The 18,918-nt window shown below is 61.3% G+C and carries 13 protein-coding genes and 2 pseudogenes; 12 read left to right on the top strand and 3 right to left on the bottom strand.

Annotation, left to right across the window (positions count from 1 at the left end; translation table 11 throughout):
- Positions 1-604 precede the first annotated feature (604 nt).
- Positions 605-785, top strand: a pseudogene (locus FX982_RS24605) (helix-turn-helix domain-containing protein); the annotation flags it as partial.
- Positions 786-1,146: 361 nt separating this feature from the next.
- Here FX982_RS24605 and FX982_RS20560 read toward each other — a convergent pair.
- Positions 1,147-3,099, bottom strand: a complete 1,953-nt coding sequence (locus FX982_RS20560; protein ID WP_172612306.1) for a putative bifunctional diguanylate cyclase/phosphodiesterase — start codon at positions 3,097-3,099, stop codon at positions 1,147-1,149.
- Between the two features lie 378 nt (positions 3,100-3,477).
- On the opposite strand from FX982_RS20560, the gene FX982_RS20555 reads away from it, so the two are divergent.
- Together FX982_RS20555 and FX982_RS20550 are read left to right on the top strand one after the other, a co-directional pair.
- Complete coding sequence (locus FX982_RS20555) at positions 3,478-4,005, top strand: hypothetical protein (RefSeq protein WP_172612305.1); 528 nt, start codon at positions 3,478-3,480, stop codon at positions 4,003-4,005.
- Between the two features lie 112 nt (positions 4,006-4,117).
- Entirely contained in the window at positions 4,118-4,390 is a 273-nt protein-coding gene (locus FX982_RS20550; protein WP_172612304.1) for a hypothetical protein, read from the top strand.
- Positions 4,391-4,482: 92 nt separating this feature from the next.
- Here the strand turns inward: FX982_RS20550 and FX982_RS20545 are convergent, their stop codons facing one another.
- Positions 4,483-4,668: a general stress protein gene (locus FX982_RS20545; protein ID WP_172612303.1), complete on the bottom strand. Its 186-nt coding sequence runs from the start codon at positions 4,666-4,668 to the stop codon at positions 4,483-4,485.
- A gap of 418 nt (positions 4,669-5,086) precedes the next feature.
- Here FX982_RS20545 and FX982_RS20540 point away from each other — a divergent pair, with 418 nt between their 5' ends.
- Positions 5,087-5,941, top strand: a complete 855-nt coding sequence (locus FX982_RS20540) for an OBAP family protein (protein WP_172612302.1) — start codon at positions 5,087-5,089, stop codon at positions 5,939-5,941.
- A 91-nt stretch (positions 5,942-6,032) separates the two neighbouring features.
- A complete protein-coding gene (locus FX982_RS20535; RefSeq protein ID WP_122536317.1) occupies positions 6,033-6,257 on the top strand; it encodes a DUF6555 family protein in 225 nt (74 codons plus the stop codon).
- A gap of 449 nt (positions 6,258-6,706) precedes the next feature.
- Here the strand turns inward: FX982_RS20535 and galE are convergent, their stop codons facing one another.
- Complete coding sequence (galE, locus tag FX982_RS20530) at positions 6,707-7,732, bottom strand: UDP-glucose 4-epimerase GalE (RefSeq protein WP_172612301.1); 1,026 nt, start codon at positions 7,730-7,732, stop codon at positions 6,707-6,709.
- 313 nt (positions 7,733-8,045) lie between these two features.
- Here galE and FX982_RS20525 point away from each other — a divergent pair, with 313 nt between their 5' ends.
- The 7 genes and pseudogenes from FX982_RS20525 to FX982_RS20495 form a co-directional block, all read left to right on the top strand.
- A complete protein-coding gene (locus FX982_RS20525) occupies positions 8,046-9,227 on the top strand; it encodes a glycosyltransferase family 1 protein (RefSeq protein WP_172612300.1) in 1,182 nt (393 codons plus the stop codon).
- On the top strand, positions 9,215-10,405 hold the full coding sequence (glf, locus tag FX982_RS20520) for a UDP-galactopyranose mutase (RefSeq protein ID WP_172612299.1): 1,191 nt from the start codon (positions 9,215-9,217) through the stop codon (positions 10,403-10,405). Before FX982_RS20525 ends, glf begins: the two co-directional genes overlap by 13 nt.
- Positions 10,402-11,610: a family 1 glycosylhydrolase gene (locus FX982_RS20515; protein ID WP_172612298.1), complete on the top strand. Its 1,209-nt coding sequence runs from the start codon at positions 10,402-10,404 to the stop codon at positions 11,608-11,610. The genes glf and FX982_RS20515 overlap by 4 nt, the downstream gene beginning before the upstream one ends.
- Positions 11,600-13,363 (top strand): ABC transporter ATP-binding protein, encoded by a 1,764-nt coding sequence (locus FX982_RS20510; RefSeq protein WP_172612297.1) that lies wholly within the window; start codon positions 11,600-11,602, stop codon positions 13,361-13,363. The genes FX982_RS20515 and FX982_RS20510 overlap by 11 nt, the downstream gene beginning before the upstream one ends.
- A gap of 219 nt (positions 13,364-13,582) precedes the next feature.
- Positions 13,583-14,077, top strand: coding sequence for a CinA family protein (locus FX982_RS20505; protein ID WP_172612296.1), 495 nt, complete (start codon positions 13,583-13,585; stop codon positions 14,075-14,077).
- A 181-nt stretch (positions 14,078-14,258) separates the two neighbouring features.
- Positions 14,259-15,608 carry an APC family permease gene (locus FX982_RS20500; protein ID WP_172612295.1) on the top strand — a complete coding sequence of 450 codons (1,350 nt, stop codon included), beginning with the start codon at positions 14,259-14,261 and terminating at the stop codon, positions 15,606-15,608.
- A gap of 505 nt (positions 15,609-16,113) precedes the next feature.
- Positions 16,114-18,720 (top strand): annotated as a pseudogene (locus FX982_RS20495) (type VI secretion system Vgr family protein); the annotation flags it as partial.
- Positions 18,721-18,918: the final 198 nt, after the last annotated feature.

Genomic DNA, 18,918 nt, shown 5'->3' with positions numbered 1-18,918 from the left:
TTTCTTCGCTTTTAGCACTATAACAACGCGTTTAATGGCGTGTCATACCAGCCGCCTGACCTAGCTAATCAGGCGCAACTTTGTTTCTTACAATGAAAGCCGTTTGCCAGTAATTTAGAATGGAACCCCTCAATATCAATGGAAAATAGTTTGACGTTTATCTGTTTGTAGAATTTTCCAATTCATAGGTCATTGAAATATAAGGATTATTATTGAGTTAGATGGTGATCTACCGGTCGTCGGGGCGTTTGCGCAAAAGCCTCCGTATGGGGGGAAAACGTTTGCTATCTACGGGGTCGATGAGTGGAGGAGTAACAATGGCGCCGGGGATTTGGTCAATCTAGCAACCCACATTCACCTGGATGCACGAACGCGCGTAGAGATACCTTTGTTTTAATCTGGCAACGGGAGATCGGGGGAGGTGGGAGTTCGAAAAACGTAAAGTGGGACGCCAGCCAAATACTTGTTCACTCATGTTGCAAACGCTGTAAGGTGGCGAGTCCCCCTGTACGAGGCTATTTCGCTAACCCAGGAAGCTCGCACTCCAGCCCCCCATTCCACCCACCGGTCCATCGCGTGGCGTGAATTCAGCAGGAGTTTGCTCATGGAAAATCTTGGCACGCGTTTGAGAAAAGAACGCAAACGGTTAGGCCTGACGCAAATCGCGTTCGCCAGAATTGGCGGCGTCGAACCTAACGCTCAAGGTCATTACGAAAGTGGCCATCGATCACCTAAAGCCGACTATCTTCAGCGCGTCTGCGACGCCGGCGTCGATATGCACTATCTGTTTTCCGGTAACAGCCTGATAGGCTCGGTGAACGGACTTGACGCCGAAGATCAGTCGTCTCCGAACAGGGCACTGATCAGCAGTAACCGCGACGTCATCATCTCAAACCGTAACGCGGTGGGAATCCTGGTCACGCTGCACCAGACCCTCAACGACACGACGCAGGTCATCGCCGACGTGGCCACCTGTTTCAGCACTCGCCACCTGGACGTCCGCGAAGAGCAGTTCGCCGCCCAGGTGCGAGATTTTCAGGAAGACTCCCGACGATTCATCGGCCTGGCCATGATGAAAGTCCAGCACAGCGCCTGATCAACACCGCGGGTTGTCATCCTGTCAGTGGCAATGAGCGCCGCTGCCCGTCACAGAACCACTGCCACTGCAGGCTCCTCCGGCGAACCGACCCACTGCATGGTCTGCTCAAGGGGCATCGGTCGTGAAAACAGGTAGCCCTGAACCAGCGTGCAGCCCAGGGTCCGCAACGCCTGCAGTTCCGCTTCGGTCTCGACGCCCTCGCTGACGCACTGCAGGTCCATGTCCTGGCTCAACGCCAACAGGGATTTGACGATCTTGAAGCTCGCGGCGTTCTGGTGAATGTCGGTGATGAACGAGCGGTCGATTTTCAGCTTGGTCAACGGCAGGGCGTGAAGCTGGCTCAGGCTTGAGTAGCCGGTGCCGAAGTCGTCCAGAGAAATGCCGCAGCCCAGTTCACGGAACGCGTTGATGGACCTCTGCGCTTGCACGAGGTCTTTGATAACGGCGGTTTCGGTGATTTCCAGATCCAGTCGCGTGGCGTCGAACGCGCTCTGGCGGATGACGGTGATCAGTTGTTCAACGGCGTCCATGGACGAGCAATCGTGGGCCGACAAATTGAACGCGAGCCTGATATCCGCCGGCCATAACTGCGCCGCGTGCAGGGCTTTTTCCAGCAGCACCGGCGTCAGGCGGTTGATCAGGCCAATCCGCTCGGCCACGCCGATGAAATGCCCCGGCGCGACGCTGCCCAGCTTCGGACTCACCCATCGGGCCAGCGCTTCGAACGCCACCGTGCGCGAGGTGCGGATGTCGACGATCGGCTGAAACACCAGGGTGAACTCTTCGGCGACGTCGGCCTGGCGCAGGCCCTGCTCGGTCAGCACGTCGCGTTTCAGACGCTGATGCTGGCTGGCGGAAAACATGCACAGCTCGCCGGGTGTTTCCCGCTTGCTGGTGTAGAGGGCGTAGTCAGCGAATTCGTAGGCTTCGGTCGAGGTGCTCGCCAGGTCCGGAAACACGACAAGTCCCATGGATGCGCTGATGCTGACCTGAATATCGCCAATGGCGAAGGGCTGGCGCATCGTGCGGCAGAGTGACTGGCCTTGTTTGATCAGTTCGTTCTGATCATCGGCCCTGACGATGATCAGGCCAAACTCGTCGCCGCCCAGCCGGGCCACGTGCAGCTGCTCACTGGCAAACGCGCGCAGGCGCTGGCCGACCTGACGCAGCAGTTTGTCTCCCACGCCGTGGCCGTAGGAGTCATTGATCGGTTTGAAGCCGTCCAGGTCGATCATCCCCACGGCCAGCCTCGTTTCGTCCTGCCGCGCGTGGTCGAGTTCACGGTCGAGCAAGGCGAAAAACTGTCGTCGGTTGGGCAGGCCGGTCAGGCTGTCTTCGTTGGCCAGTCGCTGGTTGTCGTCGCTGAGCTTTTCTGTGCGGATCTGCATGTTCACCAGCCGGGTGAACTCGCCGTAGTGGTTCTGCAGAACCACGATCATCGCCAGCGAAACGAGAAACACGTTGGCGGCCATGGCGGTGTACGTGGCGTTGCCGGCGCTGGCAAAGAACGCTACGAAGGCGATGTTGACCACCGCCGTGGTCATCATCGCCGAGGAGGGCAGGTGCATCAGGCAGAAGATGCACACGATGACCGTAATCGCCATGTAGAAGGCCACATGGGACTTGGTGTACGTATCGCCGTAGGGAAACAGCAGCAGCGCCCAGATCGTGAAGCCAAACGCGATGAACACCGTGAGCTGATTGGTGCGCGTCAGTTTTTTGAAGATCTGCTCGGAGGTGATGGGCTGCCCACGGCTCTGCCACCAGAGCGCCGCCCTCAGGCCGCCTACCAGGGTCAACAGCACCGGGATGTAAACCGTCAGCCAGAGCGGAGCGATGCCGTAATGGGTGGCCGCGAGGGCGAGGGTGTTGATCAGCAGAATCACGTACATCATGGGCAGCTGTCTGGACAGTGCGATGTATTGCGCTTCCATCAGACGGGTGTTGTCCTGCTGGACGCAGACCAGCGCTTTCAATCGATCTAAAGACGGGAATTTCATGACTAGGAACCCAACGCGCGCAATAAGAAAAAACGGCGAACCCCACAACTTGCAGCGCTGCAGAACATGATGACTGTCAGAGGATATCGGCGGCGGGGTTGGTTTCTGTAGCCATGCAGCGGTTGAGACGCCGGGTGATCAGGTCCCTCGGCATGCGGCACTGTGTGGGTATGGAATGGATGACAGCCTCCTGGCAGAGTTCATCGGCATCGGGAGGCGCAGAGAATAAGCGGTCACCCGCGCCGGCCAACTGCGAAAAACTGACCTTTTTCGGCGATGCCGTGCCCAACAGAGCATGCGTAACGCACGGGCGCGTGGCGGGCCTGAAAGTCCCACCGTAATAAACGTCGTGCAAACCTTGGGAAGGATGCAAAAGCAATGGTGATTGCCTGTCTGGGTTGGGGCTCATTGATATGGAAGCCGGACGTACTGCCGATCGCCAGTGAGTGGTTCATGGATGGGCCGGCGTTGCCAGTCGAATTCTCGCGGATAGGTGACGGCGGTGAGCTGGCCACTGCAATCTGTCTCAACGCACCGCCATGCCGGGTCTTCTGGACGGTCCTGGCCACTGATTCACTTGAACAGGCGTGCAGTGCGCTGCGTGAGCGTGAGCAGATCCCGGCACAACGCGAAGACGGCATCGGCGTGTATCTGGCGCAAGGGTCTTCAACGGGCCCGCTGGCTCATTGGGCGAGAGAGCGCCAGGTCGATGCGCTGGTCTGGACAGCACTCCCGCCGCGACTTCACAGCGAGGGGCATCTGCCGACAAGCGAGGACGCTGTGGCGTACCTGCGAAGCCTGACGGGGGAGAAACTCGAACATGCCCGGGATTACATCCGCCAAGTACCGGCCCAGATCGACACCCCGTATCGCCGTGATATCCAGAAGCAGTTGGGCTGGAAGTGACTGCAGTCCATCAGCGTGCCGCTGTCAACTCATGCAGCGGTCAGGTACAGGAAGGGTCATCGGGTTTTAATAAGTATCAACACTCATTTACAGCCGAACCAGGGAGCTTTTCATGTTTGATCGTGGTGATGTTTATCAGCATTGGGTGCAACTAACGGCCGACGACGAGTCGTACAGCGAGGCGGCAGAAAACGGCTGTCAGCTGGAAGTTCGTGCGCGTGCCCATGAAGCGGTCGTTGAAGTACTGGTGTGCGTTTATGCTGCGGACGGCGAAAGAGTGGTCGAAGCGTTAGAAAGACTTCCAGCCTCTGACTGGACCGTCGAGCAGGGGCTCGTCCGAGGGCGCGATCAGGCTGAGCGTATTGCAGGGGGAGAGAACGCGTAACTACCGTACCCTGGCTTGGGGTCGCAGGCGGACGACGGAATGACCGGTAGCGAGTAGGGCGGCGGGACCGCCCTTCAGGCAGGTCGCGCTACTTAATCGGCAGATGATCGACGACCTCCGCCATGGCTGTTCTGGCCGCCTTTTTTCCCCGCTTCGGAGGCCTTGACGCGGTCGTTGGCGAAGTTGCCCCCGGACGCCTGGCCGCCTTTTCTCCCGGCCTGAGAGGCCTTCTCACGATCGTTGGCAAAATTACCCGGATTTTTGTTGGCGGTTGTCATGATGGCTCTCCGATATCAACTAATGAGATGGCGCCCGGTATATCCGACGGACAACTAATCCGATGCGCTTCAATGTTTAATCGTTGAGAAGGTTTGATGAATGGCGGATGAGTGGCGTGGAGCACTAGTTGACGCATTTTTCCCCCTATCCAAATGAATGATTCACACCCGCTCGCGTTATGAATGCATTGTTAGTTGGATAACTCGCACTAAGGGGTCGGTACTCTTTATTAGCCGCTCGTCTCCAATCTTGAAATTTAAGCTGAACATCCGCGATTGTCGGCCGGTCCATCCTTTACCGGCGCATTGTCTGCGCCGGCTTTTAAGCAGCTCCTCGATTCAATGGGTTTACCGCCCAGTTATAACGCGGCACGAAGCCGCCCTTGAAAGCCTGAGGCCTCAGCTATGGAGACTTCCCATGCGGTTATTCCCTGAACGGGTATTGGTGAGTAATGCAGCCCGGGTCAGCCCGAGGCTGGCGCTATCGGCGGCACTGGCCGGCCTGGTGTTAACCGGTTGCGCAGGTGATGACACTCGCTCGAACGTGCCGAGTCCCGGCAAGCCAACCAGTGCAACCCTCAGCGTTCTCGATGCAGGCGCCGCCACGTTACAGTCGCGTCCGCCTGTCGAGGCTCTGAACGCCTATCTGGATGGCTTTCATTTCTATAACGGTCATCCCGATGTGCAAATGGAAGCCCATCACTACTGCTCGGTGCTCAGCGAAGAGTTCATTCAGTGCGTGATTTACGATGGCAATGTGCGAGACGCCAAGTTGATGGGCGTCGAGTACATTATCAGCGCTGACTTGTTCAATCAGTTGCCCGAGGGCGAGAAGCGCCTCTGGCACAGCCACGCCCACGAAGTGAAGTCGGGGCAGCTGGTGGCGCCGGGTATTCCGGCCAGTGCCGAACACGCGTTGATGGCCAAGCTTGCCAATACCTATGGCAAAACCTGGCACACCTGGCACACCGATCAGGACAAGCGCCTGCCATTGGGCGTCCCGCAATTGATGATGGGCTTTACCGCCGACGGCCAGGCAGACCCTGCCATGGTTGAGCAGCGCAACCGCCGCATGGCCATCGATACCGAAAAGAAACGCTCGGAACGCGCGGACATCCAGATCCAGCCGGTGCTCAAGGGCGCCGATGCCTGGCAGCACGGCGATGCAGTGCAGTTGGCAGACCCTACCGGTCGCGCCCACGTCATGCAGCCTGGCAAACCTTCGCCTCCTGGCACCAATAGTCGATCCGCCGCGCCCCAGGCGGATCCCTAGTCTGCAGCGTTAACCTCCCTGCGGTGAGTCAGTCGTCCACCCACAATGGAAACCAAACAACGAAACCGATCCTGTGAACGAGATCAAGACCATGCAACATACCCAACACTACCGCATCGAATACCTTTTCCATGGCAAGCCACGGTGGTTCTACGTGTGCGCCAAGCAAATGGACAACGCTGAGGCGTGGCACTGGGCTGCAGTCGACGCTGGCGTGGCCGACATCCCCAAATACCGGAGCGACAGAGCCATCAAACTGTCCAAGCCCAAGGCCGAACGATTGGGTATCGATGCCGTGACCTGGAAGCCAGCGTAAGGCAGTGAAAGTAGAGGGCGTTCACGCGCGCGCATTCCCGGCTAAAGCCGGTCCCACTAAAAGCACCGCGTACACACTGTGGGACCGGCTTTAGCCGAGAAGCTTTTGATCTGCTCTTGATGTTGATCTTGATCTTGATCTAGATCTTGATCTTCAAACACAAGAATTCCAGACGACATCAATCGCGACTTTGGTGCAGGCTGAACGCAGGTCTCGCGGAGTGGGGCGAGCCGCAGGGATGCGGCGAGAGCGCCGTCAGGACATGGATGTCCGTTCGGCGCGGGCCCACGGAGCGGGACCGGAGTGAAGGAACCCTGAGGAACGAAGGGCCCAACCAAGAGCAAGCACCCTTGGTTACTTGGGGTGCTTTTCCAAGTAACTCGCCGAAGGCGAAACCCGAGGCCGTTAGGCCGACGCTCTTGATCTTAGATGCTCTTGATCTTACAAGCTCAACTCACAAGCGTCGCAGCCTCATCCTGGTGCAAATGGCACTCCCACCGCCAGGCATCCGCCAACATCCGCTCCAGTGATCGCCGCGCGCTCCAGCCCAACTCGCCCAGCGCTTTCTCAGGATCCGCCCAACACCGCGCAATGTCCCCGGCACGGCGCGCCTCAAACACCAGCGGCACCGAAATCCCCGAGACCTTCTCGAACGCCCGCACCACCTCCAGCACCGAATACCCCAGCCCCGTGCCCAGGTTCCAGACATGCACACCGTGCTGATGGCGCAGCGCATCCAGCGCCTTCACATGCCCCTCGGCCAGATCCACCACATGAATGTAATCACGCACCCCCGTACCGTCCGGCGTCTCATAATCACGCCCGAACACACTCAGTGCCGCGCGCTGCCCGCTGGCCACCTGCAACAAATAAGGCAACAGATTATTCGGCGTACTGGTAGGCGCCTCGCCCAGCAACCCCGACATATGCGCGCCGATCGGATTGAAATAGCGCAGCAGACCCACCGACCAGCGCTCGTCCGAACAGACCATGCTCTTCATCACATTCTCGGCCATCAGCTTGGACTGACCATACGGATTGGTCGGCTGCCCGGTGGCGCAGGTCTCGTCGATGGGCATCGTCAAGCAATCCCCGTACACCGTCGCTGATGAACTGAACAACAGCGTGAACACCCCGGCGTGGGCCATGGCCTGACACAGCGTCACAGTGCCGCCGACGTTGGTGTCGTAATAACGCAGCGGCTCGCGGACGCTCTCGCCCACGGCTTTCAAACCTGCGCAGTGGATAACGGCTTCGATGGGGTAATCGGCAAAAATCGTGTCGAGCAGGGCGCGATTGCGCACGTCGCCGAGCACGAATCCGGGGCGGCGGCCCGTCAGGGTGGCGATGCGATCAAGGGTCGAGCGGTAGCTGTTGCAAAGATTATCCAGGATCAACACGTCATCGCCCTGGTTCATCAATTCCAGCGCCACGTGTGCGCCGATGTAGCCTGCACCGCCGGTTATCAAAATCATCTGCAATCCCTCGAACGCACCCCGGCGACATGTGGCCGGGCATCCTGCGATGGGCATGGCGGGCTGAAATCAGCCGACGCAAACCTGTGTCTGTCCAAGTTATGGGCACACCGACCGCGCGGAGTTCAAACACGATGATCCACCGGTACATGCTGTTCATCGGTAATCGCGCGGCTTCGCTGAACGGCCGAAGCGGCGCCGCCTTCCAAGCTTCATGAGTCGCGCAATCAGTCACTGACTGCCGCGCGCTCTTCGATGTTGAAGCCAAGGAAGTTCAGGCCTTCAGCCAGTCTCTTTCAGAAAGGAAGTCGCCATGAATCTTGCCGAACAGCCCGACTCGTTATCCGCCGTCGCCATCGACAATCCGCTGCAGCCCACCCAACGAACGCGCCCGACGCTGTTGTGCCTCTCGCACCTGCGCTGGGGCTTCGTTTATCAGCGGCCTCAGCATGTGATGTCGCGTCTGGCCCGCGATTACGACGTGATCTTTTTTGAAGAGCCTGTGTTTGAAGACCTTGCTGAAGACCGCGCTAAGCCACGTCTGGATCACTCGCAGCCGGCACCGGGCATTGAAGTCATCGTGCCGCGACTGGCCCACGGTCTGAGCGAAGAACAGATTGCCGAGGCCCAGCGTCAACTGCTGGACGAGATGCTGCTGGCGCGGGGCGACGCGGAGCTGTTGCTGTGGTACCTGACGCCCATGAGCCTGGCGTTCACCGACCATCTGAAAGGCAACGTGACGATCTTCGACTGCATGGACGAGCTTTCGGCGTTCCGCGGTGCGCCAGTGCGACTGGTCGACATGGAACGCGAGCTGATGGCCCGTGCCGACGTGGTGTTCACCGGCGGCTATAGCCTGTGGGAGGTCAAGCAACGGCAACACGACAATGCCCACCCGGTGCCGAGCAGTGTCGACATCGCGCACTTCGCCGCTGCGCGCGATGGCCTTGCCGACCCTGTCGATCAGGCCGACATTGCCCATCCTCGCATGGGCTTTTTTGGCGTCATTGACGAGCGCTTCGATATCGAACTCGTCGAGAAGCTCGCCACCCTGCGCCCTGACTGGCAGATCGTGTTGATCGGGCCGGTGGTGAAAATCGATCCGGCAACGTTGCCGCAGCTGCCCAACATTCACTACCTCGGCGGCAAAAGCTACGACGAGCTGCCGGCGTACCTGGCCGGCTGGGACGTCGCATTGATGCCGTTCGCGATCAACGAGTCGACACGGTTCATCAGCCCGACCAAGACGCCAGAGTATCTGGCGGGGGGCTGCCCGGTGGTGTCGACGCCGATCCATGACGTCATCCGCGGCTACGGTCAGAGCGGCGCCGTGACCATCGCCGACACTGCCGGTGCGTTCGTCGCCGCCATTGATGCCGCCCTGGGCCTGAAGGGCTCGGCGGAATTTCTGCAGAGCGCCGACGCCGCCCTCGACGGCATGTCGTGGGACACCACAAGCCGCTTCATGAAGGAGCAGATCGAATGCCTCAGGTAACCCTTGAACAGGCCATCAATGCGTCGTCGCCTTCATCGAAAGGCGGTTATGACTACCTCATCGTCGGCGCCGGTTTTGCTGGCAGTGTGATCGCCGAGCGCCTCGCCGCAGGATTGGGCAAAAAGGTCTTGCTGATAGATCGCCGCGAACACATCGGCGGCAACGCCTACGACCATCTTGATGCCGCCGGGGTCATGGTCCATCGCTATGGCCCGCACATCTTTCACACCAACGCTCAGCGCATCGTTGACTACCTCTCGCAGTTCACCGAATGGCGCCCGTATGAGCACCGCGTGCTGGCTCAGGTCGATGAGCATTTGGTGCCGATTCCGATCAACCTGACCACCCTCAACACCTTGTACGGGTTGTCGATGACGCCGGAAGAGGCCGAGGTGTTTCTCGCCGAACGAGCCGAGCCGGTATCGGCCATTCGTACCTCGGAAGACGTGGTCATCAATCAGATCGGTCGCGAACTGTACGAGAAATTCTTCCAAGGCTACACGCGCAAACAGTGGGGCCTGGACCCAAGCGATCTGGACAAATCAGTGACGTCGCGCATTCCCACCCGCACCACAGAAGACGATCGCTACTTTACCGACGCCTTCCAGATGATGCCCCGCGATGGCTACACGCGGATGTTCGAGCAGATGCTCGATCACCCGAACATCGACATCCTGCTGGACACCGATTTCAAGGCCGTGCGCGAGTCGATCGCCCACCGTCACCTGATTTACTGTGGGCCGATCGACGAGTACTACGAGTTCCGCTTCGGCCATTTGCCGTACCGCTCGCTGCGCTTCCAGCACGAAACCGTGCAGCAAGCCGAATACCAGCCGGTGGCAGTGGTCAATTTCCCGGACCAGAGCGTGCCCTACACGCGCATTACCGAGTACAAGCACCTGACCGGTCAGACCCATCCGCTGACCAGCATCAGCTACGAGTTTCCCTGCGACGACGGCGATCCGTATTACCCGGTGCCGCGCCCGGAGAACGCCGAGCTGTACAAGCGCTATAAGGCGCTGGCGGACGAAACGGCAAACGTCACCTTCCTCGGACGGCTGGGCACCTACAAGTACTACAACATGGATCAGGTAGTCGGTCAGGCGTTGGCGTTGTACCAGCGCATCGAAGAGGGCCACGCCGTGACCGCCGAGGCCGCCGGAGCGGAAGCGTCATGATCGCCCCTCAGCGCCGTTGGGATGGCACCCACGGCGCTGACGGCAATGCGGCACTGTTCAAAAGTTTTCTGATGGCGGGTTACGAGTGCTCGAGCCAGCGCCGTCGCGACGGCAAGCGTCTGGACCTTGCCGACGCAACCGGTCATGCGCGCTGGGCTTCCAACGACTACGCGCAGCTCGCCGGCCTGGGGATCGGTTGCGCCCGCGACGGCCTGCGCTGGCACCTGATCGAATCGCGGCCGGGGCACTATAACTGGAGCAGTTTTCTGCCGATGCTACGGGCGGCGCAGGAGCGGGGCATTCAGGTCATCTGGGACCTCTGCCATTACGGCTATCCGGACGACCTGGACATCTGGCGCCCCGAGTTCGTCGACCGTTTCGCGCGTTTCGCCGGTGCTGCCGCAACGCTGATGCTGGAGGAGGGGGCAGAGATTCCGTTCTATGCGCCGATCAACGAGATGTCGTTCTGGAGCTGGGCAGGGGGCGACGTCGGATACTTCAACCCGGGCGCCCACGGGCGGGGTCTTGAACTCAAACACCAGTTGGTGAGGGCGAGCATCGCCGCCATCGAGGCGGTGCGGGATGTGATCCCCTCCGCGCGATTCATTCAGTGTGATCCGGTGATTCACGTGATCTCCGGTTCGAAGCGCGGGGAGGACCATGAAAACGCTGAACGCCATCGGATGGCGCAGTTCGAGGCGTGGGACATGCTCACCGGGCGGCAATGGCCGGGACTGGGCGGACACGAGAAGTATCTGGACATCCTCGGTGCCAATTTTTACCCGCATAACCAGTGGGTGTTCGGCGGCGGCATGATCCCGCGGGGCAGCCCGGATTATCGCCCTCTGGCCGGCATGCTCAAGGAGTTGCACCACCGTTACCAGCGACCCGTTCTGCTCTCGGAGACCGGGTGCGAAGACGAAGAGCGGGTGCCGTGGTTCAACTATGTCGTAGAGCAGTCTCTGTTGGCGATGGACCGGGGCGTGCCCATGGAGGGCGTGTGCTGGTATCCGTTTCTCGATTATCCCGGGTGGGACGACGGTCGCTACTGTCCGACCGGCTTGTTCGGTTATCCCGACGGCGAAGGCAATCGGGCACCTTTCCACCCGATGCATCTCCAGGCACAGGCGTTGCAGCAAGACATGATGGCCCGTGCCCAGCGCACCCCGATTCGGGAATCCGCCGGAATCGCCCATGAAAAATGACCACTGGCGCCGGCACCCGCTGCCGCTGACGCCCATCGCCTTCCTGTGGCGTTACGTTCGGGTTCGGCCGTGGCATTTCTTCATCATGCTGTTGCTGGTCGTGGGCGCCGCCGGATGCGCGGTGGCGGTGCAGTACGGCATGAAGCTGCTGGTCGACGCCATGGCCGCCGGCCGGGAACACGTCGCGCACGTCTGGCGGCCGTTCACCCTGTTTATCGCCCTGATCGTCATGGAGAACGTGTTCTGGCGTCTCGGTGGCTGGCTGGGCTGTCGCACCGTGGTCGGCAGTTGCGCCGATTTGCGCATCGACCTGTTCACGCACCTGACCGGCCATCCCATGCGTTACTTCACCCAGCATTTTGCCGGGGCACTCGCCAATCGGGTGTCGTCGGCAGGTGCGGCGGCGGGCTCGATCTACGGCGGTCTGGCGTGGAAGATCATCCCGCCCTGCGTGGATTTCGTCGGCGCGGTGATTGTGCTGTGCACCGTGCGCTTGTCGATGGCCTTCGCACTGATTGTCTGCGTGTTCATGGTCGCTGCGCTGATCACCGTGATCGGCATTCGCGGGCGGACGCGGCACATCGATTTTGCTTCGCAATCGGCGCGGGTGGGCGGTGAGATCGTCGACCTGGTGTCCAACGTCTGGACCATCAAGGCGTTCTCGGGACGGGATCGCGAGCGCGCCCGGCTGGAGCGGGAAATCGGCGTGGAAGCCCGGGCGCAACGGCGCAGCTGGATCTACCTGGAAAAAGCACGGGTGCTGCACGACATCTGCCTGTCGATCATGGCGGGCGCCATGCTCGGATGGGCGATTTCGTTATGGCTGGACGCGCAGATCACGCCCGGGGATGTGGTGATGGTCAGCGCCCTGACATTCCGTATTCTGCACGGATCGCGGGACCTTGCCCTGGCGCTGGTGGACACATCGCAGCAAATGGGCGTGATCGCCGAGACCCTGAACATCATCGCCCAGCCCCATGCGCTCAGCGATGCTCCCGAGGAACTGGCGCCACCCCGTGGGCATATTCAACTTGTGGACGTCGGCTACACATACCCCGGCGGCGTGCAGGTATTCAGTCACCTGGGCGTGGACATTCCTGCAGGGCAGAGCGTCGGCATCGTCGGTGCGTCTGGATCTGGAAAGTCCACGCTGATCAGCCTCCTGCAGCGTCTTGACGATGTGGGCCACGGCGCGATCCTCATCGACGGACGCGACATCCGCTCGGTCAGCCAGGACAGCCTGCGTCGGCAAATCGCGGTGGTTCCGCAAGAGCCGGCGCTGTTCAACCGCACCGTGCTGGAAAACATTGGTTATGGCCTGCCCGACGCCAGCGAGGAGCAAATCGTCGCCGCTGCGCGCCAGGCCTATTGCGATGAATTCATCCGCGCATTGCCCCAGGGTTACCGAACGCAAGTAGGGGAGCGCGGTGTCATGTTGTCGGGTGGACAACGGCAGCGCCTTGGCCTGGCCCGCGCGTTTCTGAAGGACGCACCTATCCTGATTCTTGACGAAGCCACCTCGGCGCTGGACTCCGATTCCGAAGCGATCATCCAGCGGGCTCTGGCCGACCTGATGCGCGGGCGCACGGTGCTGGCGGTGGCACATCGGTTGTCGACGATTGCCGGTTTTGACCGGGTACTGGTTCTGGAAGGCGGCCGGCTGATTCAGGACGGCCCGCCTCGAGCGCTGCGGGAGGCGCCGGGTCAGTTTCGCACGCTGTGGCAGCTGCAGAGCATGGCGCCGGAGCGCTGATGCGGGTTCGAGTGGCTCATGGTGATGAGGAGAATGCCGCAAGGCCGCTTCTGAAACGTCTGCTGCGAAGGTGCCGGGCCGCCCCGAACTGGCAGGATTAAGGCGGGCCACTGCCTTTCATCTCCTGATTGTCACGCAATCGCAACGCTGCACCGGCGGCCGGGTTCCAGATGCCTGTATCCACAAGGCAATTCCGCCGTCATAGGGGGGAAGTTAACGATGTCTGCCGAATCCGTTCTGGGCTATCTCCGGGAGCATGCGCTCTTGTTGGCCACAGCCGAGTCCTGCACTGCCGGGATGATCATGGCGCTGCTGGCGAAAGTGCCGGGCAGCGGCTCGCTGGTCGAGTGCGGCTACGTGGTGTATTCGCCCGAAGCCAAGCAGCGTTTGCTTCACGTGAGCCCTGACACCATCGAGCGATGCAACCTCACCAGCGTTGAAGTCGCCGAGGAGATGGCCGTCGGCGCATTGCGCGACAGCCCGGCCAATGTCGCGGTGGCGACGACGGGCGTGTGCGGTCCGGATGACATTGACGGCATTCCCGCCGGCACGGTGTGTTTTGCCTGGGGATTCCTGCATCACGGGGCACTGCGGGTCTCCAGCGAGCAGCGTCTGTTTTCGGGAGATCGGGCGTCGGTGCAACATCAGGCAGCGGTGTACGCGCTTGAGCAGGTCACGCTCCGTCACCAGCGATTGGTCGAAACCCCGCGTTAGATGGACCGAAGCGCAGCGGTGGGGGCGCGCGTTGGGCGTGAACGCATTGGGCGGCGCTTGAACGTCGGCCTTGGGAGATCACCACTCATCGTCGCCGTATCGCCCTACCACAACTTCCCCGTTCTCAACGGGTCAGCCTTAGAATCATTCCTTTACTATCGCAGCACAGCGGAGCGACCCCATGAGCACACCTCCACACCAGCCAAGCAGGGCACTGAAGCGCGCCGTCACTGGCCCGATGCTGCTGCTGTTCATCCTTGGCGACGTCCTTGGTGCCGGGGTTTACGCGTTGGCCGGTACGATTGCCGGTGAAGTGGGCGGAGCAATCTGGGTGCCGCTGCTCATTGCGCTGTGCTTTGCCATGCTCACCGCAGGTTCCTATGCCGAACTCGTCACCAAATACCCCCACGCCGGTGCTTCAGCGGTGTTTGCCGGCAAAGCCTTCAAGTCGCCCTTGATCTCGTTTCTGGTGGGCTTCTGCATGCTGGCGGCAGGCGTGACCAGTGCAGCCGGCCTGTCCCTCGCGTTTGCCGGCGACTACATGGCGCCCTTTATCGATCTGCCGGCTCACGTTGTCGCGTTGATCTTCCTTGTGGTCATCGCCTTGCTCAACGCGCGTGGCATCAAGGAGTCACTGTCCGCCAACCTGGTGATGACGGTGATCGAAGTGTCGGGCCTGCTCCTGGTCATCGTCGCGGCCATCTGGTTCTTCCGCTCCGGCGACGCGGATCTGTCCCGCGCCGTGCAATTCAAGGAGGGGGTCAACCCCGCGTTCGCCGTGCTCGGCGCAGCGTTGCTGGCGTTCTACTCGTTCGTCGGCTTTGAGACCTCGGCCAATCTGGCGGAGGAGGTGCGCAACGTGCGCACCGTCTATCCCCGCGCGTTGTTCGGTGCGCTGTTGATTGCCGGGGCGATCTACATGGGTGTCGGCGTCGCGGCCGCCACGGTCATGCCCATTGAACAACTGGTGCACTCGTCGGCACCGCTGCTGGAAGTGGTCAAGGCGTCGAACCTCGGGATTCCACCTCGGCTGTTCGCCTTCATTGCGCTGGTCGCCGTGGCCAATGGCGCGCTGCTGACCATGATCATGTCCAGCCGTCTGGCGTACGGCATGTCGCGCCAGGGCCTGCTGCCCCACGCGCTGTCGAACGTGCTGCCGGAACGACGGACGCCGTGGGTGGCCATCGTCGCGACGTCCATCGTCGCAATCATCCTGACCCTCACCGGCTCCCTGGCGACACTGGCCGAGACCGTGGTCCTGCTGCTGTTGTTCGTGTTCATCAGCACCAATCTGGCGGTGCTGGTGTTGCGTCGAGACGTGGTCGACGTTGACCACTTCCGCGTGCCGACCTGGGTGCCGGTCCTGGCGATTGTGTCGTGCCTGATCCTCCTGACGCAGCAGAGCGCCGAAACCTGGCTGCGTGCCGGGGCACTGATGCTGGTGGGGGTGGCGCTGTACTTTCTGGCCCGCGTAGGCGGGACGCGGCCGGCATTCAACACCCATCTGGCGGATGCCGACGCCGAGTATTGATCCAGCGTCCTGGAGATCGGCGGTGCAATGCCGCCGATCCTGATCAACCGCTTGGACGGCCGGTAAGCGTGCTCACAGCTCCGTAATTCCCCATCGCCATCATGCGCAAAAAGTTGCGCAGTCCATGCGCAAAAAAAGCCTGACCATCGCCCTGCAGGCCGCGTATTTGGAGCCGTGTAGAGCAGTGCGCAAGAAGTTGCGCAGAGGTGCGCAACTTCTTGCGCACATTTCCCCGGATTCCTCACCGAATCACGCCCTGATCCCCTTAAGCATTTACCGCAAACCCTCGTGACATAAGGCCTGCGCCCGCGCTGGCACGCCCCTTGATATCTCCGTCGTCCTCTGGAAACGCGAATACACCCGATCACTCGCGATTTCCGGAACGCGGAGAGCGCCGTCGACGCCGGCAACGGCAAGGCGGTTCGCTGTCCTTCCACGCATTTGCAGTCGTTGATTGCCCCCCTTGGCATCGACGTCTGCCGCAACAGCGCATAAGGAACACGGGATGTTCGCACCGGCCAACCAAGCCTCATTCAGCCTGACCCTCAACGGGCAGGACACGCTGTTCCAAGTGCTGTCCTTCACCGGCCGGGAGCGCCTCAACCAACCGTTCGAATTCGAGGTGGAACTGGTCAGCGAAAAGGCCGCGCTGGACCTTGAAAGCCTTCTGCACGGGCAGACGTTTCTGCAGCTGGCCGAAGACGGCACCGGTGTCCACGGGCTGGCCTACAGCATCGCCCAGGGTGATGCCGGCAAGCGCCTGACCCGCTACCGGATTTCCCTGCGACCGCAGTTGGCGTACCTGGCCCACCGGATCAACCAGCGCATTTTCCAGCAGATGACGGTGCGGCAAATCATCAGTCAGGTGTTGGAAGAGCACGGCATCCTCTCCATCGACTACCGGTTCCAGCTCGGCGCGACCTATCCCGAGCGCGTCTATTGCGTGCAGTACGACGAATCCGACCTGCATTTCATCCAGCGTTTGTGCGAAGAGGAAGGCATTCACTTTCATTTCCAGCACAGCGCCAAGGGCCATCTGTTGGTGTTCGGCGACGACCAGACGGTGTTTCCGAAACTGGCGCCGGTGCTCTATCAGCAGGACACCGGACTGGTCGCCGACGTCCAGGTGATCAAGCGCTTCGGCCTGCGCATGAACACCCGCACCAGCCGCACGACGCGGCGTGATTACGACTTCACCAAGCCGAAGTTCCAGCTGGAAGGCAGCGCCAACAGTGTGGCCATCCCGGACCTCGAAGATTATGACTACCCCGGCCGCTTCGCCGATCGGGAACGTGGCCGCCATCTGGCCAATCGCGCCCTTGAGCGCCACCGCAGCGACTACCGGCTGGCCGAAGGCAGCGGCGATCAGCCACGCCTGGTCAGCGGTCATTTTCTCGCCCTGAGCGGACACGCCAACCCGCTGTGGAACGACCTGTGGCTGCTGACCGAGGTCTTCCACGAGGGTAAGCAGCCGCAGGTACTGGAAGAAGTCATCACCAGCGACGTCACTGACCTGAAGAGCGATTTCCATCAAGGCTATCGCAACCGTTTCAGCGCCACGCCGTGGGACGTTCATTACCGGCCACCGCTGGAGCATCCGAAGCCGAAGGTGCTGGGCACACAATCCGCCGTGGTCACCGGGCCTGAAGGCGAAGAGATTTACTGCGATCAGCACGGCCGGGTGAAGGTGCAGTTTTTCTGGGACCGGGAAGGGCAGCACAACGACAAGTCCAGCTGCTGGATGCGCGTGGCGTCGAACTGGGCCAGCCAGCACTTCGGGGCGATCAATCTGCCGCGGGTCGGCATGGAAGTCCTGATCACCTTCCTTGAAGGCGACCCCGACCAGCCCCTCATCACCGGTTGCCTGTATCACGGCGCCCACTTGCCGCCGTACAAACTGCCCGATTTCAAGACCCTGGCCACGGTCAAGAGCAAGGAATACAAGGGCAGTCGCGCTAACGAATTGCGCATCGACGATACCACCAGCGAGATCAGCATCGCGCTGCGCAGCGATCATGGCGCCAGTGCCATCAACCTCGGCTACCTGACCCATCCGCGGCCCGCCGGCGGCCAGCCCCGTGGCGAAGGTTTCGAGCTGCGCACCGACCGCCACGGCGCTGTCCGGGCAGCCGCTGGCTTGTTGATCACCACCGAGCCGCGTCCCCACGAATCGAAGCACCACAAGGACCTGCCGGAAACCGCCGAACGCCTGGCCACTGCCGCCGATCAGCAAGACGGCTTCGCGGTGCAAGCCAAGGAATCCCGGGCACAGGAACCTGGGGATCAGGATGACGTCGCCAAAGCCCTGCACGCCCAGCATCAGGGCGTGCTCGGCAGCGGCCCTGCCAACGCAAGTGGCAACGAGTTCCCCGAGTTCACCGAAGCGCATCTGGTGCTCGCCAGCCCGGCGGGCATTGCTTTGACCACACCGCGCTCAAGCCACATCGCCACCGGCGAACACCTGGCGTTGAGCAGCACGGGGCACACCAGTTTTTCCGTGGGTAAACGCCTGCTCGCCAGCGCCAGCCAGGGCATGCGCCTGTTTGTGCAAAGCCTTGGCTGGCGTCTGGTCGCGGCATCCGGCGACATCGACGTGCGGGCCCTGAAGGACAGCATCAACCTGCTGGCCAAACTCAACATCACCGCCAACGCCGAGCGCATCACCCTCACCGCGAAAACCGAGCTGGTGATCCAGGGCGGCGGCAGCGCCACCACCTACAACGCGGCCGGCATCACCCACGTCACCACCGGGCCGTACACCGCCCACGCCGCCAACTTTGCCTACACCTCGGCGCAAAACCTGGCGGGCGTGTTCCCCGAGCCACCAAAGCCGGGGGAGGGCGACCTTGAGTTGTTCAACCAGTACGCGGGGCAGCAAGGCATTCAGGGCGGCGGTTTCGAGGTGATCGATGCCTTGGGTAAACGCGTCACAGGGGCGCTCGACGGCAAGGGTTTCATGACCGTTTCCGGTGCTGCGCCGGGGCCGGGAAGGGTGACCTTTGGCAAAGACCCCGCAGACACCTGGACGGATGGCAGCGTCATCGGCAAGCCCGAATGGCCAGCTACGCCGCCAAGTGCGGGAGCCGTTCCGGCGCAGTTGGAGGCGGCAGTCACGGAGGGGTTGCCGAGCAAGAACTAGGATGTGCTTGAGCACGGATTGGCGGCGATGCAGGGCGCCGGAGCGAGTTTACCGGCGCAGGCCACCGCACTCGCGCCTCTTGTTGCGAGCGTTCTGAGTGGCGTGATCAAAAGCGGCAAGCTCCCGAGCCTGCCGGCGCCAACTGAGCTGGAGAGCCTGCTTGAGGCTCCG

This window comes from Pseudomonas graminis (genome assembly GCF_013201545.1).
GTDB lineage: Bacteria > Pseudomonadota > Gammaproteobacteria > Pseudomonadales > Pseudomonadaceae > Aquipseudomonas.
Note: the sequence above shows the minus strand (reverse complement) of the source record. Positions and strands in the feature narration are given on the sequence as shown.